The organism is Nonomuraea sp. NPDC050451, assembly GCF_044458585.1.
This window is the reverse complement of sequence record NZ_JBITHZ010000001.1, coordinates 353,401-374,355: the sequence shown is the minus strand read 5'-3', so window position 1 is coordinate 374,355 and position 20,955 is coordinate 353,401. Positions and strand designations below refer to the sequence as shown.

Annotated in this window: 19 protein-coding genes; 14 read left to right on the top strand and 5 right to left on the bottom strand. The window is 71.1% G+C overall.

Annotated elements, in window-relative coordinates; translation table 11 throughout:
- The first annotated feature begins 111 nt into the window (after positions 1 to 111).
- Together ACIBI9_RS01595 and ACIBI9_RS01590 are read left to right on the top strand one after the other, a co-directional pair.
- Positions 112 to 687, top strand: a complete 576-nt coding sequence (locus ACIBI9_RS01595; RefSeq protein WP_397219976.1) for an AAA family ATPase — start codon at positions 112 to 114, stop codon at positions 685 to 687.
- Positions 688 to 757: 70 nt separating this feature from the next.
- Positions 758 to 1,108, top strand: a complete 351-nt coding sequence (locus ACIBI9_RS01590) for a YciI family protein (protein ID WP_397219975.1) — start codon at positions 758 to 760, stop codon at positions 1,106 to 1,108.
- Here the strand turns inward: ACIBI9_RS01590 and glnA are convergent.
- Entirely contained in the window at positions 1,105 to 2,466 is a 1,362-nt protein-coding gene (gene glnA, locus ACIBI9_RS01585; protein ID WP_397219974.1) for a type I glutamate--ammonia ligase, read from the bottom strand. The two genes, ACIBI9_RS01590 and glnA, sit on opposite strands and share 4 nt — an antisense overlap.
- A 153-nt stretch (positions 2,467 to 2,619) precedes the next feature.
- Here glnA and ACIBI9_RS01580 point away from each other — a divergent pair, with 153 nt between their 5' ends.
- Together ACIBI9_RS01580 and ACIBI9_RS01575 are read left to right on the top strand one after the other, a co-directional pair.
- On the top strand, positions 2,620 to 3,165 hold the full coding sequence (locus tag ACIBI9_RS01580; protein WP_397219973.1) for an EF-hand domain-containing protein: 546 nt from the start codon (positions 2,620 to 2,622) through the stop codon (positions 3,163 to 3,165).
- 8 nt (positions 3,166 to 3,173) lie between these two features.
- A complete protein-coding gene (locus tag ACIBI9_RS01575) occupies positions 3,174 to 4,208 on the top strand; it encodes a terpene synthase family protein (RefSeq protein ID WP_397219972.1) in 1,035 nt (344 codons plus the stop codon).
- On the opposite strand, the gene ACIBI9_RS01570 is transcribed toward ACIBI9_RS01575, so the two are convergent.
- Positions 4,199 to 5,164 (bottom strand): DUF5937 family protein, encoded by a 966-nt coding sequence (locus ACIBI9_RS01570; RefSeq protein WP_397219971.1) that lies wholly within the window; start codon positions 5,162 to 5,164, stop codon positions 4,199 to 4,201. The two genes, ACIBI9_RS01575 and ACIBI9_RS01570, sit on opposite strands and share 10 nt — an antisense overlap.
- Positions 5,165 to 5,223: 59 nt before the next feature.
- Between ACIBI9_RS01570 and ACIBI9_RS01565 the strand changes: the two genes are divergently transcribed.
- The 4 genes from ACIBI9_RS01565 to ACIBI9_RS01550 all read left to right on the top strand — a co-directional run bounded on the left by ACIBI9_RS01565 (position 5,224) and on the right by ACIBI9_RS01550 (position 10,737).
- On the top strand, positions 5,224 to 6,417 hold the full coding sequence (locus ACIBI9_RS01565; protein WP_397219970.1) for an MDR family MFS transporter: 1,194 nt from the start codon (positions 5,224 to 5,226) through the stop codon (positions 6,415 to 6,417).
- Positions 6,418 to 6,525: 108 nt separating this feature from the next.
- Entirely contained in the window at positions 6,526 to 7,992 is a 1,467-nt protein-coding gene (locus ACIBI9_RS01560) for a BTAD domain-containing putative transcriptional regulator (protein ID WP_397219969.1), read from the top strand.
- Between the two features lie 33 nt (positions 7,993 to 8,025).
- The gene (locus tag ACIBI9_RS01555; RefSeq protein ID WP_397219968.1) at positions 8,026 to 9,798 is read left to right on the top strand and encodes an NAD+ synthase; all 1,773 of its coding nucleotides are present in this window, start codon (positions 8,026 to 8,028) and stop codon (positions 9,796 to 9,798) included.
- A 111-nt stretch (positions 9,799 to 9,909) separates the two neighbouring features.
- Positions 9,910 to 10,737 (top strand): pentapeptide repeat-containing protein, encoded by an 828-nt coding sequence (locus ACIBI9_RS01550; protein WP_397219967.1) that lies wholly within the window; start codon positions 9,910 to 9,912, stop codon positions 10,735 to 10,737.
- A 519-nt stretch (positions 10,738 to 11,256) separates the two neighbouring features.
- Here the strand turns inward: ACIBI9_RS01550 and ACIBI9_RS01545 are convergent.
- Positions 11,257 to 11,919 carry a response regulator gene (locus ACIBI9_RS01545; RefSeq protein WP_397219966.1) on the bottom strand — a complete coding sequence of 221 codons (663 nt, stop codon included), beginning with the start codon at positions 11,917 to 11,919 and terminating at the stop codon, positions 11,257 to 11,259.
- Complete coding sequence (locus ACIBI9_RS01540; RefSeq protein WP_397219965.1) at positions 11,916 to 14,360, bottom strand: histidine kinase; 2,445 nt, start codon at positions 14,358 to 14,360, stop codon at positions 11,916 to 11,918. Before ACIBI9_RS01540 ends, ACIBI9_RS01545 begins: the two co-directional genes overlap by 4 nt.
- 1,012 nt (positions 14,361 to 15,372) lie before the next feature.
- Between ACIBI9_RS01540 and ACIBI9_RS01535 the strand changes: the two genes are divergently transcribed.
- The 6 genes from ACIBI9_RS01535 to ACIBI9_RS01510 all read left to right on the top strand — a co-directional run bounded on the left by ACIBI9_RS01535 (position 15,373) and on the right by ACIBI9_RS01510 (position 20,297).
- Positions 15,373 to 16,080, top strand: coding sequence for an alpha/beta hydrolase (locus ACIBI9_RS01535; RefSeq protein ID WP_397219964.1), 708 nt, complete (start codon positions 15,373 to 15,375; stop codon positions 16,078 to 16,080).
- Complete coding sequence (locus ACIBI9_RS01530) at positions 16,073 to 17,383, top strand: acyltransferase (protein ID WP_397219963.1); 1,311 nt, start codon at positions 16,073 to 16,075, stop codon at positions 17,381 to 17,383. Before ACIBI9_RS01535 ends, ACIBI9_RS01530 begins: the two co-directional genes overlap by 8 nt.
- A gap of 21 nt (positions 17,384 to 17,404) precedes the next feature.
- Complete coding sequence (locus tag ACIBI9_RS01525) at positions 17,405 to 17,770, top strand: metalloregulator ArsR/SmtB family transcription factor (RefSeq protein ID WP_397219962.1); 366 nt, start codon at positions 17,405 to 17,407, stop codon at positions 17,768 to 17,770.
- On the top strand, positions 17,767 to 18,267 hold the full coding sequence (locus ACIBI9_RS01520; RefSeq protein ID WP_397219961.1) for an SRPBCC family protein: 501 nt from the start codon (positions 17,767 to 17,769) through the stop codon (positions 18,265 to 18,267). Before ACIBI9_RS01525 ends, ACIBI9_RS01520 begins: the two co-directional genes overlap by 4 nt.
- Before the next feature lie 102 nt (positions 18,268 to 18,369).
- A complete protein-coding gene (locus ACIBI9_RS01515) occupies positions 18,370 to 19,590 on the top strand; it encodes a DNA alkylation repair protein (protein WP_397219960.1) in 1,221 nt (406 codons plus the stop codon).
- Positions 19,587 to 20,297 carry a GNAT family N-acetyltransferase gene (locus ACIBI9_RS01510; protein WP_397219959.1) on the top strand — a complete coding sequence of 237 codons (711 nt, stop codon included), beginning with the start codon at positions 19,587 to 19,589 and terminating at the stop codon, positions 20,295 to 20,297. The genes ACIBI9_RS01515 and ACIBI9_RS01510 overlap by 4 nt, the downstream gene beginning before the upstream one ends.
- Here ACIBI9_RS01510 and ACIBI9_RS01505 read toward each other — a convergent pair.
- Positions 20,286 to 20,927, bottom strand: coding sequence for an SDR family NAD(P)-dependent oxidoreductase (locus ACIBI9_RS01505; protein WP_397219958.1), 642 nt, complete (start codon positions 20,925 to 20,927; stop codon positions 20,286 to 20,288). The genes ACIBI9_RS01510 and ACIBI9_RS01505 overlap by 12 nt on opposite strands.
- Positions 20,928 to 20,955: the final 28 nt, after the last annotated feature.

Sequence of the window (20,955 nt, the reverse complement as noted above, 5' to 3'; positions counted from 1 at the left end):
TCCCTTGCCCCGTGACCAAACCGCCGATCCGGAGCGCGCGCCCGGGGCCAACCTCGGAGAAGCTGTAAGCAACACGAGAGAAGCGGGGGTGGGTCTGTGCAGCAGGCGAGGTTGCGGTTTCCGCCGGGGTCGCTGGTCATCTTGACGGGGCTGCCGGGCGCGGGGAAGACCACGCTGCTGCGGCGCCTGTACGGCCTGGACGGCGCGGAGAGCCTGCCCGTCACCGTCGGCACGGTCGTGGTGATCGACTCCTACCAGTCCAAGCGGCACTGGCACGAGCGGCTCGGATGGGCCCCCGGTCCGCTACGCCGCGCCGTGGTCTTCGTCACCCACCTGAGCCGCGTCCGCCGCGCCCTGGCCCTGGGCCACTCGGTCGTCGCGCACAACCGGGGCTGTGCGCCGTACGTGCTGCGGGGTTTCGCCTGGCTGGCCCGCAGCCACCGGGCGAGCTTCCACCTGCTCCTGCTCGACGCGCCGCCGGAGGAGGCGCTGGCGGGGCAGGTGGCCAGGGGCCGGGTGGTCGCGCCCAGGACGTTCGCGCGCCATCAGCGCAGGTGGGAGAGCCTGTCGGCCAGGGTGAGGTCCGGCGATCCCGCGCCCGCCGCGGGCGCGTTCATCGTCGACCGGGCCGAGGCCGGGCTGCTCCAGGAGATCGTGTTCGACCGGACGCCGACGCCCACACGATGAAAATTCCGCGCGCCGGGTGTCGATATGGCCGCGCCGCGTTCGTGTGAGAGGTGACAGAAAGGAAAGTCACATGAAGCAGTACGTGCTCAGCATGCAGCAGCCCGACGGCCCCCCGCCCCCGCCCGAGATCCTGGACCCGATCATGCGCGACATCGGCGCCGTCGAACAGGAGATGCGGGACGCGGGCGCCTGGGTCTTCTCGGGCGCGCTCCAGTCACCCGACCACGCCCGCGTGGTGCGGATGCGCGACGGCGAACCGCTCACCACCGACGGCCCCTACGTGGAGGGCAAGGAGCACGTCGGCGGTTTCACGATCATCAAGGCGCCCGACCTGGACGCGGCCCTGGAATGGGCCCGCAAGCTGGCCGGGGCGGTGGCCCTGCTGCCCATCGAGGTCCGCGAGTTTCAGGGAAGCGTCTAGAGCACCGGCAGGTAGCGGCCGAGCTCGAACTCGGTGACGTGCCGCCGGTATTCGCGCCACTCCGCGCGCTTGTTGCGCAGGAAGAAGTCGAAGACGTGCTCCCCGAGCGTCTCGGCCACCAGCTCGCTCTGCTCCATCACGGCGATCGCGTCGTTGAGGGAGCCGGGCAGCGGCTGGATGCCGAGGGCCCGCCGCTCGGCGCTGGTCAGCGTCCACACGTTGTCCTCGGCGGCGGCGGGCAGCTCGTAGCTCTCCTCGATGCCCTTCAGGCCCGCGGCCAGGATCAGCGCGAAGGCGAGGTACGGGTTGCACGCCGAGTCGAGCGACCTGAACTCGATCCGCGTCGAGCCGCCCTTGTGCGGCTTGTACATCGGCACCCGGACCAGGGCGGAGCGGTTGTTGTGGCCCCAGCACACGTAGGAGGGCGCCTCGCCGCCCTGCCCCGCGATGGCCTCGGCGCCGCCCCAGAGCCGCTTGTAGGAGTTGACCCACTGGTTGGTGATGGCGGTGATCTCGGCGGCGTGCTTGAGCAGCCCGGCGATGAACGAACGGCCGATCTTGGACAGCCGGTATTCGGACCCGGCCTCGTAGAAGGCGTTCCTGTCGCCCTCGAACAGCGACATGTGGGTGTGCATGCCGGAGCCGGGGTACTCGGTGAACGGCTTGGGCATGAAGGAGGCCCAGATGCCCTGCTCCAGGGCGACCTCCTTCATGACCAGGCGGAAGGTCATGATGTTGTCGGCCGTGGTCAGCGCGTCGGCGTAGCGCAGGTCGATCTCCTGCTGGCCGGGGGCGCCCTCGTGGTGGCTGAACTCGACCGAGATGCCCATCGACTCCAGCATCAGCACCGCCTGGCGCCTGAAGTCGTGGCCCGCGCTGTGCGGCGTGTGGTCGAAGTAGCCGCCGGAGTCGATCGGCTCGGGCCGCTCGCCGGCCTCCGGGCGGTTCTTCAGCAGGAAGAACTCGATCTCCGGGTGGGTGTAGAAGGTGAAGCCCATGTCGGCGCACTTGGCGAGCGTGCGCTTGAGCACCCAGCGCGGGTCGGCGTGCGACGGCGAGCCGTCCGGCATCAGGATGTCGCAGAAGATGCGGCCCGCGCCCGGCGTCTCGCTGCGCCAGGGCAGAATCTGGAAGGTGGCCGGGTCGGGCTTGGCGAGCATGTCGGACTCGTAGACACGCGCGAAACCCTCGATGGCCGAGCCGTCGAAACCTATGCCCTCGGCGAACGCGCCCTCGAGCTCGGCCGGCGCGATGGCCACTGACTTGAGGAAACCGAGCACGTCAGTGAACCACAGCCGGATGAACCGGATGTCGCGTTCCTCGAGCGTGCGGAGCACGAACTCCTGCTGGCGGTCCACGGCGTCCCCTCTATCTGTCAGTACAGGTCCAGCTACCAGCATGCCGCGCCCGTGTTTCGCACACGTTACGGGGGGTGCCGGTGCGAGCCTCGCTGACAAAGGCCCCGCCCCGAGCTTACTGTGATCACGCAGTCAGTCTCGGGGGAGGCATTGGTGGCTATCGACCTGCTCAATCACAAGCTAGATCGGGCATTCGACCACATCGACGCGGGCGGCAACGGCGTCGTCGAGCGGGAGGACCTGCTGGGTCTGGGCGCCCGCATCCTGGTGGGCTTCGGGGAGTCCCCCACCTCGGTCACCGGGGCCAGCCTCGTCGACGGCTTCGACGAGATCTGGTCGGCCCTGTCGAAGGCGCTCGAGCGCGACATCGACTTCAGGATCGCGCGCCCGGACTTCCGCGCCGGGATGGTGGCGGCGTTCGTCACGGGCGACCAGTACGACACGGTGTTCAGGCCGGCGACCGTGGCGGTCGCCGAACTGTGCGACGGCGACGGAGACGGCGAGATCGGCCCGGGCGAGTTCCGCACGATGCTGAGCGCGTTCGGGGTGGCGTACGACGACGTCGACGCGGCCTTCGACCGCCTCGACCGCTCGGGCAGGGGCGTGCTCACCGTGGACGAGCTGGTCCTGGCCGCCTCCGACTACTACCGCGGCACCGACCCCAACGCCGCGGGCAACTGGCTCTTCGGCCCGCTGTGAAGGTCGGCGTGAGGACCGGCGTGAAGACCGCTGCCAAGAGCACTGAGAAGAACACCGTGAACGCCACCGGGAGCACCACCGTGTTCGCGACGGTGCGTACCGCGCTGCGTTCGGCCCTGACCTCGGTGCTGCCGCTGCCGCGCAGGGGCGGCTCGGCGGCGATGGCGCTGCTGCCGCTCACCGAGCGGGTGCCCGCGATGGCGGCCCCGTGCCGGATGCACCCGGCCGTGTACGCGATCGAGGCCGCGGTCATCGACTGGGCCAGGAGGACCGGCCTGCGGGCCGCCCCGGGCGTGGGCTACCACCGGATGGCGGGCCGGGCGTTCGCCGAGTTCGACGCGGCCGCGGCGGCGCTGTTCGCGCAGTGGCTGACGTGGCTGTTCCACCTGGACGACGAGCTCGACGAGGGCTCGTGCCCGCTGGACATCTTCGAGGGCATGCTGAGGGGCGCGGCCCGGCATCCGCTGGAGGCGGCGTTCGCGGACCTGTGGCGGGTGACGAGCGCGCGGATGAGCGACCGGTGGCGGGCCAGGTTCGCGGTCGGGTTGCGGCGCCAGCACGACGCGTGCCGTACCGAGGCCGACAACCGGGCGGCGGGCCGGATGCCGACGCTGGAGGAATACCCGGCGCTGCGCAGGGGCACCGTGGGGCCGTACCTCTATGACCTGGTCGAGCCGTGCCTGCGGGTCGAGGTGCCCGTGTGGGTGCACGAGTGCGAGCCGTGGCAGCAGCTGGTGAGCGCGTGCAGCGACGTCACGGCGTGGTGCAACGACGTGGCCTCCCGGCCGAAGGAGCGCGGCGACGTGCACAACTTCGTGGTGCTCGCGATGCGCCAGCTGGGGCTGGGCGAGCGCGAGGCGACGGCCTGGGTGCTCGACCGGATCGCCGCGCGCTGCCAGGACATGCACAAGGCCGCCAGGCGGCTACCGCTGGAGGATCTGGAGCCGAAGGAGGCGAGGGACGTCAGCAAGGTCGCCTGCGCGTACCTGGCGGCGCCGCGCGCCCACCTCGACTGGCTGCTGGAGTCCAAGCGCTACGCGTGACCCGCCAGCGTGTCGCCCGTGGGGGTGCGGCGGTAGACGACCTGCTTGCCGACCCGCATCCCCACCGTGAGCCCGCCGCCGCTGAGCACCCCGAGGTGCTGGCTGACCGCGCCGGGCGTGAGCGCCATGCGCGTGGCCAGCGCCGAGGTCGTGGCGGGCTCGGCGAGGGCGAGCAGGATCTGCGCCCGGCTCCTGCCGATGAGCGCGGCGAGCGCGCCGGGCGCGGGCGGCGGGCCCTGCTCCCACAGCGTGCCGACGCCGAGCACGGGGTAGACCAGCATCGACTGGTACGGCGCCGTCATCACCGCCACGGCCGCCGGCCCCCAGAACGCGCTGGGCACCAGCACCAGCCCGTCGCCGTGCAGGCCGCCCGCCTCGCACCACGGCCGGTCGATGAGCAGCCGCTCCCCCGTCCACACCACGGCCGGATCGAGCGCGGCGAACAGCTCGCGCGCCCCGCCCTGGGCGAGCTGCCGTGACCGGCGCAGCACGTCGCGTTCCAGCAGCCCGTACACGCGGGGCCAGAACTCCGCGAAGCACGCCTCCCAGTACACCTCCAGCGTGGCGGCGACCCTGGCCACGCCCGCCTCGGGGTCGGCCATGAACCGCTCCAGCACGGCCCGGTCGGTCCCCACGATCTTCGCCGCCTCCGCGCGGGCCTGCCCGGGATCCGCGCTCCTGACCCGCTCCAACTCGGCGGCGAACTCCGGCATCGGCGTGTCGGGCGGCGGCGTGATGAAGTCGGCCATGTAGCCGGTCGGGGGCACGAGCGCGAACAGCTCGGCCAGGTCGAGCCGCGCCAGGCGGGGGCGCACGGCCTTGAGCCAGGGCAGGTGGATCGACTGCCTGGACGGCCCCTGAAGGGTGCGCAGGCTGGCGACCAGCTCCCACATCGGCGAGAACGCGAACCGGATCCGGGCGACGTCCTCCGGCTTCAGCATCCAGTCGATAGGCATGCTTTTAGCCTGCACTAAATCGTTGGCCCCTACAAACCCGGCATATCAGGCTTTGTCGCGTGTCGAGCACAACTCTTGAGCGAAGGTCGTTTTTCCGGTCCCAGATCGGCGGGCTGCCCCGCCCGTTCTGGGCCCTTTGGGGCGGCACGGTGGTGAACCGCCTGGGCACCATGGTCATACCCTTCACCGGCGTCTACCTGACGCAGAGCCGCGGCCTGTCGGTGGCGGCGGCGGGCCTGTTGATGGGCGTGTTCGGGGTGGGCTCGCTGCTGTCGCAGCTGGTCGCGGGGGTGCTCACCGACCGGATCGGGCGCCGGGCCACGCTGTCGGGCGGGATGCTGGCCACGGCCGCGACCATGCTGGCGCTCGGCTACAGCTCCTCGCTGCCGGCGATCGTGGCCTCGATGCTCGTGCTCGGCCTGGTGATGGACGTCTACCGGCCCGCCTCGGCCGCCCTCGTCGCGGACCTGGTCTCGCCCGAGGAGCGGCCCCGGGCCTACGGGCTGCTGTTCTGGGGGATCAACCTCGGGTACGCGGTCGGCGTGACGGCCGGGGGCTGGCTGGCGAGCCTCGGGTTCCTCTGGTTGTTCTGGATCGACGCGCTGTCCAGCGTGGTCTTCGCCGTGCTGGTGTGGCGGGCCGTCCCCGAGACCAGGCCGGCGGCCCGGGAGTCCGCGGGCGGGTTCGGCGTGGTGCTGCGGGACCGGGTGATGCTCGGGTTCACGCTGGTGGCGCTGGGGAACGCGCTGGTCTACTCGCAGACGTTCACCATGCTGCCGGTGGCGATGACGAAGGTCGTGGGGCTGTCGGCCGGGGAGTTCGGGGTGGCCATGGCCCTGAACGGGATCCTGATCGTCATCGTGCAGCCCCTGGTGTCGGGGTGGCTGGGACGACGGGACCCCGCCCGAATGTTCGCCCTTGGACTGTCGGTGATGGCGCTCGGGTTCGCGATGACGGCGTTCGTCGAGACCACCTTGGGGCTGGTGGTGACGATCGTGGTGTGGACGGCGGGCGAGGTCATCACGGCGGGCATCCCGGGCGCGGTCGTGGCCACGCTGGCGCCGGCCGAGCTGCGGGGGCGGTATTCGGGGCTGTTCGGGTTCTCGTGGTCGCTGGCGGCGGTGCTGGCGCCGCTGATCGGCGGGTCGCTGCTGGAGATCGGCTCGCAGGCCCTGTGGTTCACGATCGGCGGGGTTGGGGTGCTGTCGGCGGCGGGCATGCTGCTGCTCGGACCCGCGATCAGACGCCGCTGACGGCGTCGCCCGGGCGTCGCGGGTGGCGTCTCGCGTGGCGGGAGACACGTACCTTGGGAGAATTCGCCATATACCCAAGAACCGTCTCCCTCTACAGTTACGCCTGACATGCTGACATTCACCGCGCTGGGACCGTTCCAGGCTTGGGCCGACGGCGTCCCTCTCGATCTCGGCGGCCAGCGGCAGCGGGCGGTGCTCGCGCGCCTGCTCGTCGCCGGCGGCCGCGCCGTGCCCGTGAACACCCTCATCGACGAGCTCTGGCCGGGCGCGCCGCCCGCGCAGGCCCTGTCCACCATCCAGGGGTACGTCTCCCGCCTGCGCCGCGCCCTCGAACCCGATCGCGCCCCCCGCGAGGAGGCCCGGGTGCTGGTCTCCGCTCCGCCCGGATACGCCCTGCGGGCCGGGACCGAGCAGGTGGACGCGTGGCGGTTCGAGGCCCTGGTGAAGTCGGAAGGCGACCCGGGCCGGGTGTGGGCGGCCATGGACACGGCGCTGGGGCTGTGGCGGGGGCCCGCGCTGGCCGAGTTCGGCGAGCTGAGCTGGGCCGCCACGGAGGCGGGCAGGCTGGAGGAGCTGCGCCTGATCGCCGTCGAGCGCCGGGCCGGGGCCGGTCTCGCGCTGGGCCGGGCGACGTCGCTGGTGGCCGACCTGGAGGCGCACGCGTCGGCGTACCCGCTGCGGGAGGAGGCGTGGCGGCTGCTCGCCACGGCCCTCTACGGGCTCGGCCGCCAGGGCGACGCGCTGGCGGCGCTGCGCAGGGCACGCTCGGTGTGGCGGGACGAGCTGGGCCTCGACCTGTCGGCGGGGCTGCAGCGTCTGGAGGCCGACATGCTGGCCCAGCGCCTGGAGTCCCCGGCCGCCGAGGAGGTTCTGCAGGTTCCGGCGGAGGTGTCCGACACCGCGCCGTTGCGGGTGGTGGTGGCCGACGACCAGGCGCTCGTACGGGCGGGTGTACGGGCGATGCTGGACGCCGAGCCCGGGGTGACGATGGTCGGCGAGGCGACCAACGGCGAGGAGGCGATCGCGCTCGTGGCCGAGACCGGCCCCGACGTGGTGCTGCTCGACATCCAGATGCCCCATCTGGACGGCCTGGCCGCCGCCCGCCGGATCCTGTCCGAAAACCGGCCGCCGAAGGTGATCATGATGACCACGTTCGGCAGCGACGAGAACCTTTATGCGGCGTTGCGGGCGGGAGTGAGCGGATTCATCCTGAAAACGTCGGCTCCCGAGCAGTTCCTGGCCGCGATCAGGGCCGCCTCCGCCGGGGACGCGCTCATCGACCCGACGATCACCACCCGGCTGATCGCGGGGTTCGCGGGACGCGTCGACCCCGACTCTCCCCCGGCACTGGCCGGGCTCGCCGACTCCCAGCTCGACGTGCTGAAACTCGTCGCCCGCGGCCTGACGAACCGCCAGATCGGCCAGACGCTCTCGTTGCCCGAGGAGGAGGTGGGCATCATGGTCAAGTCACTCTTGGAGCATCTCGGGCTGTTCGACCGCGCACAGCTGGTTATGGCCGCGTATGAGTCAGGTTTTGTTACACCCGGAGAAAAGACATCCTTTTCGTCGCTTTGACGATAAAAATCACGCCGTACTAGGCTTGGCGACGTGGCACAACTGCGTATCGCCCTGGCCCAGACGAACCCGACCGTCGGCGACCTTGACGGCAACGCCGAGCGGCTGATCGCGTGGACCCGCGACGCCGCCGACCGTGGAGCCCATCTCGTCGTCTTCACCGAGATGTCCCTCACCGGCTATCCCGTGGAGGACCTGGTGCTGCGTACGTCCTTCGTGGACGCCAGCATCCGGACCCTGGAGGAGGTGGCGCGCAGGCTGGAGCGGGAAGGCCTGGGCGACCTGCCGGTGGTGGTCGGCTACGTCGACCGCGCCGGACTGGCGCCCCGGGTCGGCCAGCCGAAGGGTGCCCCGCTGGACGCGGCCGCGCTGCTCCACAAGGGCGAGGTGGTGACCCGTACGGCCAAGCACCACCTGCCCAATTACGGGGTGTTCGACGAATACCGCTACTTCGTGCGTGGCGACCGGCTGCCGATCTTCCGGCTGCACGGCGTGGACGTGGCGATCGCGGTGTGCGAGGACCTCTGGCAGGAGGGCGGCCCCGTGGCCGTCGTGGGCCAGGCGGGCGCCGGGCTGCTGATCTCGCCGAACGCCTCGCCGTACGAGAAGGAGAAGGACGACGTACGCCTCGAGCTGTGCGCGCGCCGGGCACGCGAGGCGGGCTGCGCCCTCGTCTACGTCAACCAGGTCGGCGGCCAGGACGAGCTGGTCTTCGACGGCGACTCGATCGTGGTGGACGCCTCGGGTGAGCTGGTGGCGCGGGCGGCCCAGTTCCGGGAGGAGCTGCTGACCGTCGACCTGGAGCTGCCGGTCTCGGACGCCGAGCCGGGCTTCTTCCCGTACGACGCGGGCGACGGCTCCACCATCACCGTCGAGCGCATGGTGCTCTCCTCGGACCCCGTGGAGCCGTACGAACCGGCGCCCGCGACGCTCGCGGAGCACCTGGACCTGCACGGGGAGGTGTACGCGGCCCTGGTCCTGGCGGTGCGGGACTACGTGGCCAAGAACGGCTTCCAGTCGGTCATCCTGGGCCTGTCCGGCGGCATCGACTCGGCCCTGACCGCCACCATCGCCTCCGACGCCATCGGCCCGTCGCGCGTCAACGTGGTGCTCATGCCCTCGCGCTACTCGTCGGACCACTCCCTGGCCGACGCCGAGGAGCTGGTCCGCAGGCAGGGCATCAACTCCCGGATCGCCCCGATCGCCGACATCGTCAACTCCTTCGAGAAGGAGATCGAGCTCTCGGGCCTGGCGGCCGAGAACCTCCAGGCGAGGGTGCGCGGCATGATCCTCATGGGCCTGTCCAACCAGCACGGCCACCTGGTCCTGACGACCGGCAACAAGAGCGAGCTGGCGACGGGCTACTCGACCCTTTACGGCGACTCGGCCGGCGGCTTCGCCCCCATCAAGGACGTCCCGAAGACGATGGTGTGGGAACTGTCGAGGTGGCGCAACGCCAATTCGCTGCCGCAATTCCTGCTCGACGCGAAAACTCCCATTCCGGAAAATTCCATCAGCAAGGAACCCAGCGCCGAACTCCGCCCCGACCAGCGCGACACGGATTCCCTTCCGCCGTACGAAATCCTCGACCGCCTGCTGGACGATTACGTGGAGAAGGACATGGGCTCGAAGGAGCTCATCGCGGCCGGCCACGATCCGGAGCTGGTCACGAGGATCATCAGGCTGGTCGACCTGGCCGAGTACAAGCGCCGCCAGTATCCGCCCGGCCCCAAGATCACCCCGAAGAACTTCGGCCGCGACCGCCGCCTCCCCATCACCAACAGGTGGCGCGAAACCACCGACTAAACGGTCATATCCCAACACGACGATCAACCAACGAAATAGTCATTACCTCGCCGCTAATATGGCCCGGCCAATCCTTTGGACGCCGGGCCATATTAGCGGAAGAGGCGCAACATGACATTTCTGATGATCGTGCTGGGGGTAGTGGTCGCGGGCTCTGTCGTGGCCATCGGGGCGCTGCTCGGCCCCGTCACCCGCCACATGACCTCGGATGTCAAAGCGCTCCCGCCGGACCAGCGGGCCGAGGCGGTGAACGCCACCCGGACGATGCTCATGCAGGTCGGCTCGCTCGTCGCCGCCCCGCTCTCCCTGGCCGGCCTGATCGGCACGTTCTACTTCAGCTCCCAGACCGTCTCGCTCGAGACCGAGAAGCAGCTTCAGGCCCGCTACGACCAGGCGCTGAAGGACCTCAGGTCCAGCGACTCCAGCGCCCGCGTCCAGGGCCTGTACGAGCTGGAGGACGTCGCCCACGACGCCCCGTCGTCCTTCGCCTGGAAGGTGACCGTGAGCATCGCCGCGTACCTGCAGGACCGGGCCCGCGGTCAGGCGACCCCCCGCCCCCACCTGACCGTCGAGGCCGCCCTGACCGTGCTCGGCCGCCGCGACCGCAAGTCCGACCGCGGCCCCCTCTCCACCGGCCCCGTGGCCGCCGACGGCGTCGCCCTCCGCTCCACCGACCTGTCCGGCATGGACCTGCGCGGCATCAACTTCACGGACGCCACCCTGCCCCAGGCCCACTTCACCAACGCGAACCTCCGCACGGCCGACTTCAAGAACGCCGCCCTGTCGCAAGCCCACTTCACCAACGCAGACCTCCGCACAGCGGACTTCACCGGCGCCGACCTCCGCGAGGCCGACTTCACCGGCGCCCAACTCACCGGCACAACCTTCCGCAACGCCCAGCTGGAAGGCGCACTAGGCCTACCGTCTCCTAAGGACTGAGCATGAGTTGCACGTGCTCAGCGCGAACGCTCCGAACGGTGTCGAGCATTCTGGTCACCCGCGTACGCGCCGCGTCGGGCGGCACAGATCGCGTCCGTGTTCCGAGGATCCGGTGGCGAGATCCCTCACTCCCAGATCCTCGAACCACAAGGATCCTCGACGTCGGCCGGGCCCGCAGCCTGCTCGTGGGCATGCCGGAGAGGAGCCGGCGGAAGCGTTCGCGGCGGCCGTGCTTCTCCCGGGTCTTCTCCACGGCGAAGTCCAGGTCTTGGATCGGCCGAGGCAAGCACGCCCAGATGCGCACCGACCAGCCGCAACACCTGCTCGTCTGCGGGGGGAGGTGCTTGAACCGGTCCCGGACGGCGACACGGGACGGACCGGGCACTACGCACTTCGGCGATGACGTGACCAGAGCCATGCCATGCACCCTCACGAAAGCTCAAACACGAACAGCTCCGAACCCCCGACCCCGCACCCCGTAGCGTCAACGGGCGAGGAGCCACTCATTGCAAAAGGCGCCTACCCGTCGCGGGACGCTGACACCAGGCCCGCTTCATAGGCGATGATGACGAGCTGAACGCGGTCACGGGCGTGCAGCTTGGTCAACAGCCTCGTCATGTACGCCTTGATCGTGGCAACGCTCAGAACCAGGCCAGTGGCGATCTCCGTGTTGGACAGCCCACGAGCGATGAGGGTCAGCACCTCACGTTCGCGATCGGTGATGCCGTCGAGGGGCCGATGGCGCGGGGCGGGCTGAGGGCGAGCAGCGAACTCCTCGATCAGCCGACGGGTGACGCTAGGCGCGATCAGGGCATCTCCAGCGGCGACCACGCGAATCGCCGCAAGTATGTCATCAAGCGCCATGTCCTTGACGAGAAACCCGGACGCCCCGGACCGCAAGGCCCCATACACGTAATCGTCCTCATCGAACGTCGTCAGGACGATGACGCGGGCATCGGTGGGGCCGGCCGTGATCAAGCGGGTGGCCTGGATGCCGTCCATGCCAGGCATGCGGATGTCCATCACCACGACATCGGGCCGCAGTTCCCCGGTCAGGCGAACCGCCTCCGTACCCGTTCCCGCCTCGCCGACGAGCTCGAGATCCGACGCGTCGGTGATGACCATCTGCAGAGCGGTCCGAATCAGCGGCTGGTCATCGGCCAGCAGAACACGGACGTTCATCGCACCCGCGCCGGTACGGGCAGGCGCGCCACCACCCGAAAACCGCCTTCCTGACGTGGCCCAGCAGAGAAGACACCATGCAACAGAGCCACTCGTTCACGCATCCCGACCAGACCATATCCACCCCCCGCCTTACGCCCCCGACCGCGCCCCCGGCCACCACCGAACCCAAAACCACGCCCAGCACCAGAGCCGGAGCTGTGGGCAGGAACAGCGCCGAGACCAGAACCAGAGCCCGAGCTGAGGCTGACGTCGAGACGGGGACCGAAGCGGGAACTGCAGTCCGCGGCGGCGCCGAGATCGAGGGCAGGGGCCGCGGTATCGCCCCGGCTGGGGTCCGGGAAAGAACCCGGACTGGAGTCAGAGGAAAGAGCCAAACCACTGCCCGAGGAAAGACCCGGGCTGCGGCCCGAGGAAAGAGCCGGGCTGCGACCCGAGGGAAAGCGCGGACCGGGGTCCGGAGTAAGGCCCACACTGCCGTCCGAGGCAAGGCGCGAGCCGGGGTCCGGAGTAAGGCCCACACTGCCGTCCGAGGCCGGGCGCGAACCGGGGTCCAGGGTAAGGCCCGAACTGCCGCCCGAGGCAAGGCGCGCACCGGGGTCCAGGGAGAGTCCGGGGTGAGGGCTCGGTGCGGGGTCAATGACCTCAATGGCCAATTCGTCGTCACCGAAGTCGATGGTCACCTGGCATGAGGGATGCTCGGCGTGGCGGGTGACGTTGGTGACGGCCTCCTGGACGATGCGGTAGGCGGACATGTCGATCTCCGGAGGCAGTGGACGTCGTACACCCCGCCAGCGCACCTGGACCTGAACACCGGCGGCCGTCGTCGTCGCGGCAAGCCGCTCCAGCTCGGCCAGGCCGGCTGGCGCGAGGCCCGGAACGAGCGGGGCAAGGGTCGGGCCGAGCGGGGCAAGGTCCGGAACGAGCGGGGCAAGGTCGAGCGGCGCAAGGTCCGGATCGAGCGGCGCGGTCGAAGGTGTGGGGCCAGATTCGGGTTGGCCTAGAGGCACAGTCGGTGGCGTCTGGCCCGATTCTGGGCAATCGGACCGTGTCCGCTGTGGCGGCTCGACCGGCGCGTACTGGCTGAGCGACGCATGCTGTCCCAACTCGTCCGATGCATCCTGCCCCTGCTCGACCGACGCAGGTCGGCTGAGCGCCGCAGCGTCCGGGCGCTCCTCGACCGACGCGAACCCGCCGAACGGTCCGTCCGACTCCAATTCAATCGGCGCACACCGACCGGCGTCCTCCTCAATCACCCCAGCCACGGCGGAGCCAGCGAGGGACTCACCCGACCTCAGTTCGGCTGGCGCGCACTGACCGAAACTCTCCTCAACCACCGCAGACCCACCGAATGGGGCACGCGACCCCAGCTCAGCCTGCGTGCGCTGGGCGGGTCCTTTTTCGACGGGCATGGACCGGCTGGACAACGCGTCCGGTCTCTGCTCGGTCCGTGCGGGCTGATCGGGCACCGCGTCTGGTCGCTGCTCGGTCCGTGCGGGCTGATCGGGCACCGCGTCCGGTCGCTGCTCGGTCGGTGCGGGCTGACCGGGCAGCACGCCCGGTCTCTGGTCGGCCGGTGTGGAGCGGTCGGGCGACTCGCTATGCGGTGGCTGGGCCAGTTTCGGGCGATTAGTGGGTTTCGTCTCTCGTGGGTGGGTCGGCTCGGGGTGGCGGAGGGCGCCCAACATGCGGCGTAGGCCGGACAGTGTCTCGCGGCCGACCGTCTCGATCTCGCCCAGCGCTTCGCGGGCTCGTACGGGCTGAGTGTCGATCACGCGCCGGGCGGCACCGGCCTGCAGGGCGATTATGCCGATGCTGTGCGCGACCATGTCGTGGAGCTCGCGGGCGATCCGGAGGCGTTCGCTGGTGATCGCTTGGGCGGTGGCCTGGACGCGGAGGCTCTCGGCGTGCTCATGGGCCTGATGCACCGAGCGGCCGACCAGCCAGGCGATGACGGCCGTCATGGCCACGGCGAGCTCCGCCGAGGTCCCGACGACCCAGCCGAAGAGCAGCCGAGTCCCCAGATAGCCCGCCAGCGTGATGAGCGACATGGTGATGGCGGCGATGCTCGTACGGCGTGGGGCGGTGGCCGCGATGAAGTAAAGGGCGGCGTCGACCGCCAGGAACTGGGCCGAAGGGATCTCTCCTACGCCCAGCGGCATGCATGCCACGGCGGAGGCTGCCAGCAGCAGGGTCAGACCCCGGAGTGGGCGGCGGTCCAGCAGGATGCTGCCTGCCACGACCAGCGCGGTGGCCACCATCAGGAACGACAGGCCGTCCCAGTGGTATAGCAACGCGCCGGGGCTGTAGGCGGGCTCCGCCTCACCTGGCAGCCTGACGCGCATCAGGAACGTGAGCGCCAGGCCCGCGCACCAGGCCAGCGCCGTCCAGACGCCGGACGGCACCCGCCTCAGCAGTGGGAGGGGTGGGGTGACCTGCATGGGCCGATGGTAGCTGCGTGATGTTGGGCGGGGCATCGGACCACGGTCGTACATCCTGGGTCCACCCTGGGTCGCTGGAATGCGGTCGTGGGTTCGATGTGGTGGGCATGTCGGGTGCGGCAGCGTCGCCTGGGTGATCGAAGTCCATGCAGAAGTCCCACGTAGCGGGATGGCGGCACTAGCCGACCGGACGACCCGAGCAAGGCGTGCTACCCGAGCCAGACAGGCCACCCGAGCAAGGCAAACCCCCCGAATCGTGCGGGCCTTCCGAACAGGGCAGGCCCTCCGGATAGGGCAGGCGCTCCAAACGGGGCGGGCCTCCCAAACGGGGCAGGCCCTCGGGATAGAGCGGGCCCTCCGGATAGAGCGGGCCCTCCGGATAGAGCGGGCCCTCCGGATAGAGCGGGCCCTCCGGATAGAGCGGGCCCTCGGGACAGGGCGGGCCCTCCGGACAGGGCAAGTACCCGGAGCGGCGCAACTGTCCACAGCGGGAGCGGTGCTCCGAGCGGGATCAGTGGGCGAAGCGATATCGGTGCCCCGAGCGGGACGCGTAGCAGTGCGGCGCGGGAGTGGAAGCCGTCAACGGCGACGCCGGAGTCGTGGGCGATGGCGTGGGAACCGACTGCAGAGGTGCGTGAGACCGACGCCGTGGTTGGCGAGCATGCCGGCGCGGTTGGCAAGCATGGCGCCGCGGTTGGCAAGCATGGCGCCGCGGTTGGTGCGACGGTGTGGAAGGTGGTGGCGGGCTAAGGAGGAGGGAGCGCTTCGAAGGCGGAGCCGCTGGCGCTTTCTGGTTGGCGCGTTTGTCGCCGTCGCCATGGGCGTGCCGGTTTCGGGGGCGGCGTGGCCTGGGGCTGTGCCGGCGCCCGTACCCGATCATCTCGCGCCGCTCCGGAGTGCTGCTCCCGATGCCCTTGCGCAGCGGTATGCCGCGAGTCGGGAGGACATTCGGGCGGCTGAGCGGATGGCGGTCCGGTACGGGCATCTGTGGCGGGCTGCGATGTTGCGCGACATGGCGGATGCCTCCCGCCGGTTCCTGGCCTTCGACGGGCGTGACGGTGGCCGGGCCGTCGAGGTGTTCGGCGATCTGGCGACGGCCGACACGATCGCCGTCCTGGTCCCCGGCTCCGACACCAATCTCGACAAGTACGGGCTCCTTCGCGGCGGCTCCATGCGGCTGCGGGAGGCGCTCGGGGATCGGGCCGCCGTCATCGCCTGGCTCGGATACCGGACTCCGAGCACTGTCAGTCTGGCCGCGATGTCGGCCGGTTGGGCCGATGGGGCCGTCTCCGGGCTGCGGGGGTTCGTACGGGAGCTCGTCGCTGCCAAGCCTGCCGCCGGGATCTCGCTGCTGTGCCACTCGTACGGCTCCGTGGTGTGCGCGCGGGCCGCGTCAGGGTTGGATGTCGGCAACATCGTCCTGTACGGGAGCCCCGGCGTGATCGCTCCCAACGTGGCCGCCCTGCGGACGAGGGCCACCGTCTGGGCCGGTCGGGGCGCCAAAGACTGGGTCGCACGCATCCCGAGCGTGCGGCTCCGTCTGCCCTTCCTCACTGCCGGGTTCGGCACCGACCCGGTGTCCCTGCAGTTCGGCGCCCATGTCTTCGCAGCGGGCGGCGGTGGGCACAGCGACTATCTCAGGTCCGGTTCGCCGGCGTTGGAGAACATCGCCAGGATCGTCGCCGGTCAGGCCGTCGGCGAAGTGGGCCGTAATGCGTGAGCCCACTTACATGGACGCGGGTGTCGTCCGGCCCGAGCGGCGCCGCGCTCTCGAACCGGCGCGCAACCTCGCATGGCGGGTCGGCCACGCCACCGCGACCCGGCGACGCCGCGTTCTCGCACCGTTGCGTGGCCTCGTGCGGCGGGTCGAGCGTGCCACTCCGCCCGGTCGTGACCGTGCCATCGACGCTCTGCGTGCGCTGGCCATCGGCGGGGTCGTGCTCGGGCACTGGCTCGTGACGGCGCTGGTGCTCGACAGCGGCGCGATACGGGTGGCCAGCCCCGTGCGGTACCTCCCGCAGTTGGCCCCCGCCACCTGGCTGTTCCAGACGCTGGCGGTGTTCTTCCTCGTGGGCGGGTACGCGGCGGCCAAGAGCCGGGGCGCGGCGGCCGGGACGTACCGGCAGTGGCTGGGCGCGCGGCTGGCGCGGCTGTTCAGGCCGGTCGGTGTCGTGATGGCGGTCTGGAGTGTGACGGCGGTCGGGATGCTGGCCGCCGGAGCCGACACCGTTACCGTGACCAGGCTGGTCAAGCTGGTGCTGTCGCCGATGTGGTTCCTGGTGGTGTTCGCGGTGTTGACGGCGGCGACTCCGCTGGTGGCCCGGTTGCATCCGATGTGGCCGCTGGTGACCGTCGCGGTGATCGATCTGGTCCGGTACGGCGTGGGCGGGTTCTCGTGGCTTGGCTCCGTCAACGGGCTTGCCGGATGGCCGGCGTCCCAAGGACTGAGCGATCTCTCCTGGCTCGGCTCCATAAACGTCCTTGCCGGGTGGCTGGTGCCGTACTGCCTGGGTGCGGCCTGGGCGCGAGGGGCGCTGCGGAATCGTGGCGCCGGATGGGGGTTGTCGGTCGGCGGGGCGGTGGGGACGGTGGGGCTGGTGCTCGGGGCGGGGTATCCGGCGGCCATGGTCGGGGTGCCCGGCGCCGCCGTCTCCAACCTCGACCCGCCCACGCTCGCGGCCGTCTCCTTCGGGCTGGCCCAGTGCGGGGCGGCCCTGCTGCTGCTCGGCCCGTTGCGCCGGGCGCTGCGGCGGCCGGCCGTGTGGGCGGCGGTGGCGCTGGTGAACCTGTCCGCGATGACGATCTTCCTGTGGCACCAGAGCGCGATGATCCTGGTCACCGCGATCGGGCTGCTCGCGGGCGAGGCCCTCCCCGGCCTGCACACGGTGCCCGACGGACCCGAGTGGGTGCTGGCCCGGCTGGGCTGGGTGCCGGTGTTCGGGGTGGCGCTGGCGGTGTGCTGGGTCGCGTTCCACGCTCGCGAGCGGGCGGCGTCCAGGAAGACGCGGCTGGCGAACGCGTAACCAATGGGTTACGCTTTTGCCGTGGACGAGGTGGCAGGGGCGATCGCGGACCCGGTGCGGCGGCGGATCCTGGAGATGCTCAGGGAAGGGCGGCTGTCCGCCGGGGAGGTCGCCGAGCGGTTCGCCATCAGCCGGCCCGCCGTCAGCCGGCACCTGCGGGTGCTCAGGCAGAGCGGGCTGGTTCGCGCGGAGCTGATCGGCAGGCAGCGCTTCTACGCGCTCGAACCCGAGCCGTTCGAGGAGCTCGTCGCCTGGCTCGCCCAGTTCGGACGGCCCTCCGGATGGGAGCACCGCCTTGACGCGCTGGAGACCGAGGTCTACCGGACCCGCCGCGAGCGCCGCCCGACCACCGGGACCGGCAGCAGCAGAGAGGAAAAGACAGCATGAACCGCATCCCCACCGGCCGGTTGTTCAGGACGAGCGAAGGGAGCGACCTCGTTCTGTCCCGTACGTTCCGCGCGCCCGCCGAGGACGTGTGGGCCAGCATCACCGAACCCGACCGTACCGCCCGCTGGTTCGGCCCCTGGGAGGGCCATGGCGCGCCCGGGCAGACGATCAAGGTGCGGATGGTGTACGAGGAGCAGGCCCCCTGGTTCGAGATGCGCATCGAGGCCTGCGAACCGCCGAGGCGGCTGGCCGTGTCCGCGCTGGACGAGTTCGGGGCCTGGCGGGTCGAACTGCTGCTGGAGGAGCGTGATGGCACGACGGAGCTGCGGTTCGTCCACCATCTCGACACCGAGGACGCGATCGGCGAGGTCGGCCCCGGCTGGGAGTACTACCTCGACATGCTCGTGGCCGCCCGCGACGGCTCCCCCACACCGGACTTCGACGACTACTATCCCTCGATGCGGCCGTACTTCCTCGAGCTGCCCCAGCAGGGCTGAGGGCTCCTCACCGGCAAGGCTGAGGGATCGTCGGTGGCAGGGCTGAGGGATTGTCGGTGGCAGGGCTGAGGGATTGTCGGTGGCGGCTGGCACAGTGGGCGCGTGCCTCAACCGCTCAAGGACATGATCAACGCCACGTCCATCTCCGTGCTGGCCGACGGGCTGGCCGCCGCCTGGGCGCCGTTCCCGCGGACCGGCTTCATCGAGCGCGCCCTGGCCGGGCTCGACGGGCTCGAGCTCAAGGACCGCGTCCGGCACGTCGCCGCGGCCCTGCACGACGCGCTGCCGCTGCCCTACCCGCAGGCCGCCGAGGTCGTGCGCGAGTGCGTCTCACGGGTCGGGCTGGACATGTGGAGCGGCTGGCCGGCCACCGATCACACGGCCGTCCAGGGGCTCGACCACCTGGAGGCGGGGATGGGCACGCTGGCGGTGCTCACGCCGTACGCGACGGGCGAGTTCGCCGTACGGCCCTACCTTGAGCGCTACCGCGACGACGCACTCAAGATCATGTACGGCTGGGCCGAGTCCCCCGACGAGCATCTGCGCCGCCTGGCCTCGGAGGGGTCGCGCCCGCGGCTGCCGTGGGGCGCCCGGGTGCGCTGGCTGATGGCGCCGGGGCCGACCCTGCCCCTGCTCGACCGGCTGCGCGACGACCCGAGCGAATACGTCCGCCGTTCGGTCGCCAACCACGTCAACGACCTGGCCAAGGACCATCCGGAGGTGGCGCTGGAGCTGCTGGCCCGATGGCGTTCCGACGGCGGCTCGCATGTGGAGAAGGTGCTGCGCCACGCGGTGCGCGGGCTGCTGCGCTCCGGCCACCCCGAGGCGCTGGCGCTGGTGGGCGCCACTCCGGGCAGCGGCGCCGTCGATCTGCTGGCCCTCGAGTCCGACACGGTGGCCGTCGGCAGGCGGCTGGCCTTCGCCGTCACGGTCACGGCGGGCGCGCCGGGGCCGGTGCTGCTCAAGTACGCGATCCGGCGGGCGGGCTCGCGCCGGGTGTTCCACCTGGGCCAGCGGGAGGCGGCGGGTCCGGGCACGACGTTCACCGTGCGCAAGAGCCATTCCTTCCGCCCGGTCACCACCCGCGACGAGCCGCCGGGCGCCAGGGAGCTCGACGTGATCGTCAACGGCAGGGTGGCGGCAAGCGCCGCGTTCACGCTGGTGGACGCGGGGAGCGCCGCATCCCCGCTCGCGGACGCGGGGAGCGCCGCATCCACGCTCACGGACGCCGCCAACCCCGCATCCACGCTCACGGACACCGCCAGCCCCGCATCCCCGCTCGCGGACCCGGCGAGCGCCGAGTCCACGCTGGTGGAGTCATGACCGTCGACCTGCTCCGCGTCGAGCTGGGCGTCATCTGGCGCCTCGACGGCCGGGGCCGCCTGCCGGGGCCGGAGGAGCTGGTGATCGGCGTGGCGGCCGACGGCATGACCGCCGCGGTCCGCGCCGACGTGCCCGACCCGGTCGCCACGCGGCTCCTCGACCTCGTCTCCCAAGGCGTCCCGTCGTCCCCAGGCCACCCGCCTGACGTCCTGGCGCGGTGCGACGCCCTGCTGGGCGGCGGGCGGGCGGTGTCCGGAGGACCGTGCTATCTGGTGCGCCCGCCGCTCCGGTTCAGGACCCCCGCCGAGGTCATCACGTCGGACGACCCCTCGCACGCCGCACGCCTGCGCCCGCTGCGCCCCGCGAGCTGGAAGCCCGGGGAGTGGGACGAGCTCCTCACCGGCCGCGCGGGCGCGCCCTGGGCGATGATCGTCGAGGACGGCCAGGTGGCCGCGATCTGCCACAGCGCCCGGCTGACCTCCGAGGGGGCCGAGGCGGGCACCTGGACGTCGCCCGCCTTCCGCGGCCGCGGGTACGCGGCGGCGACCACCGCCGCGTGGGCCGGCCTGCTGCCGGGCATCCGCCTGTTCTACAGCACCGGTGCCGACAACCTCTCCTCCCAGCGGGTGGCCGGGCGGCTCGGGCTCGGCGCGATCGGCTGGCTCTGGAAGCTCACGCCCGACGGCTCGACAGCCTCACGAACGTGATGCCGTGCCGTCGTGGAGGACCTCCTGTTCCCACCGTTCCCGAGGCTGGGTGTGCAGGCGCCAGTAGTGCTCGGCGATGTCGTCGGGGTCGAAGGCCGTGCCGGGCGCGACCGGTCCGGCCACGGTGACGCTGGCCACGTGCACCCCCGAGGGCCCGTACTCCTGGTCGAGCAGCGCCGCCAGCGTCCGCACGCCCGCCTTGCCGAGCGAGAGGCTGACGTACTGGGCCTTGGGCTCGGGCATCCCCCCGGTGATGAGGAACGACCCGCTGCCGCGCCGGGCCATCGCGGGCGCCACGTGCGCGGCCGCGATGAGCGCCCCCACCACGTTCACGGCCCAGGCGTCGAGCTGGGCCCGCACGCTCGCCTCGCCCGGCGCGTCCGGCCGGATGATCGCGGCGTTGTAGACCACGGCGTCCGGCGTGCCCAGCTCGGCCGCGGCCGCGTCGAGGGCCGCCCTGAGCTGGTCCTCGTCGGTGGTGTCGGCCTTGTACGCGAGCACCCCGTCCAGATCCAGCGTCGTGCCGGTACGCGAGACGAGCGCGACCGGCAGCCCCTCCCGCGCGAACCGGCGGGCGACGGACCGGCCGATCCCCGGCCCCGCTCCGATGATCACAACTCCAGGCATCATCGGCTCCTTTCCGTTGTTGTGATCGGAA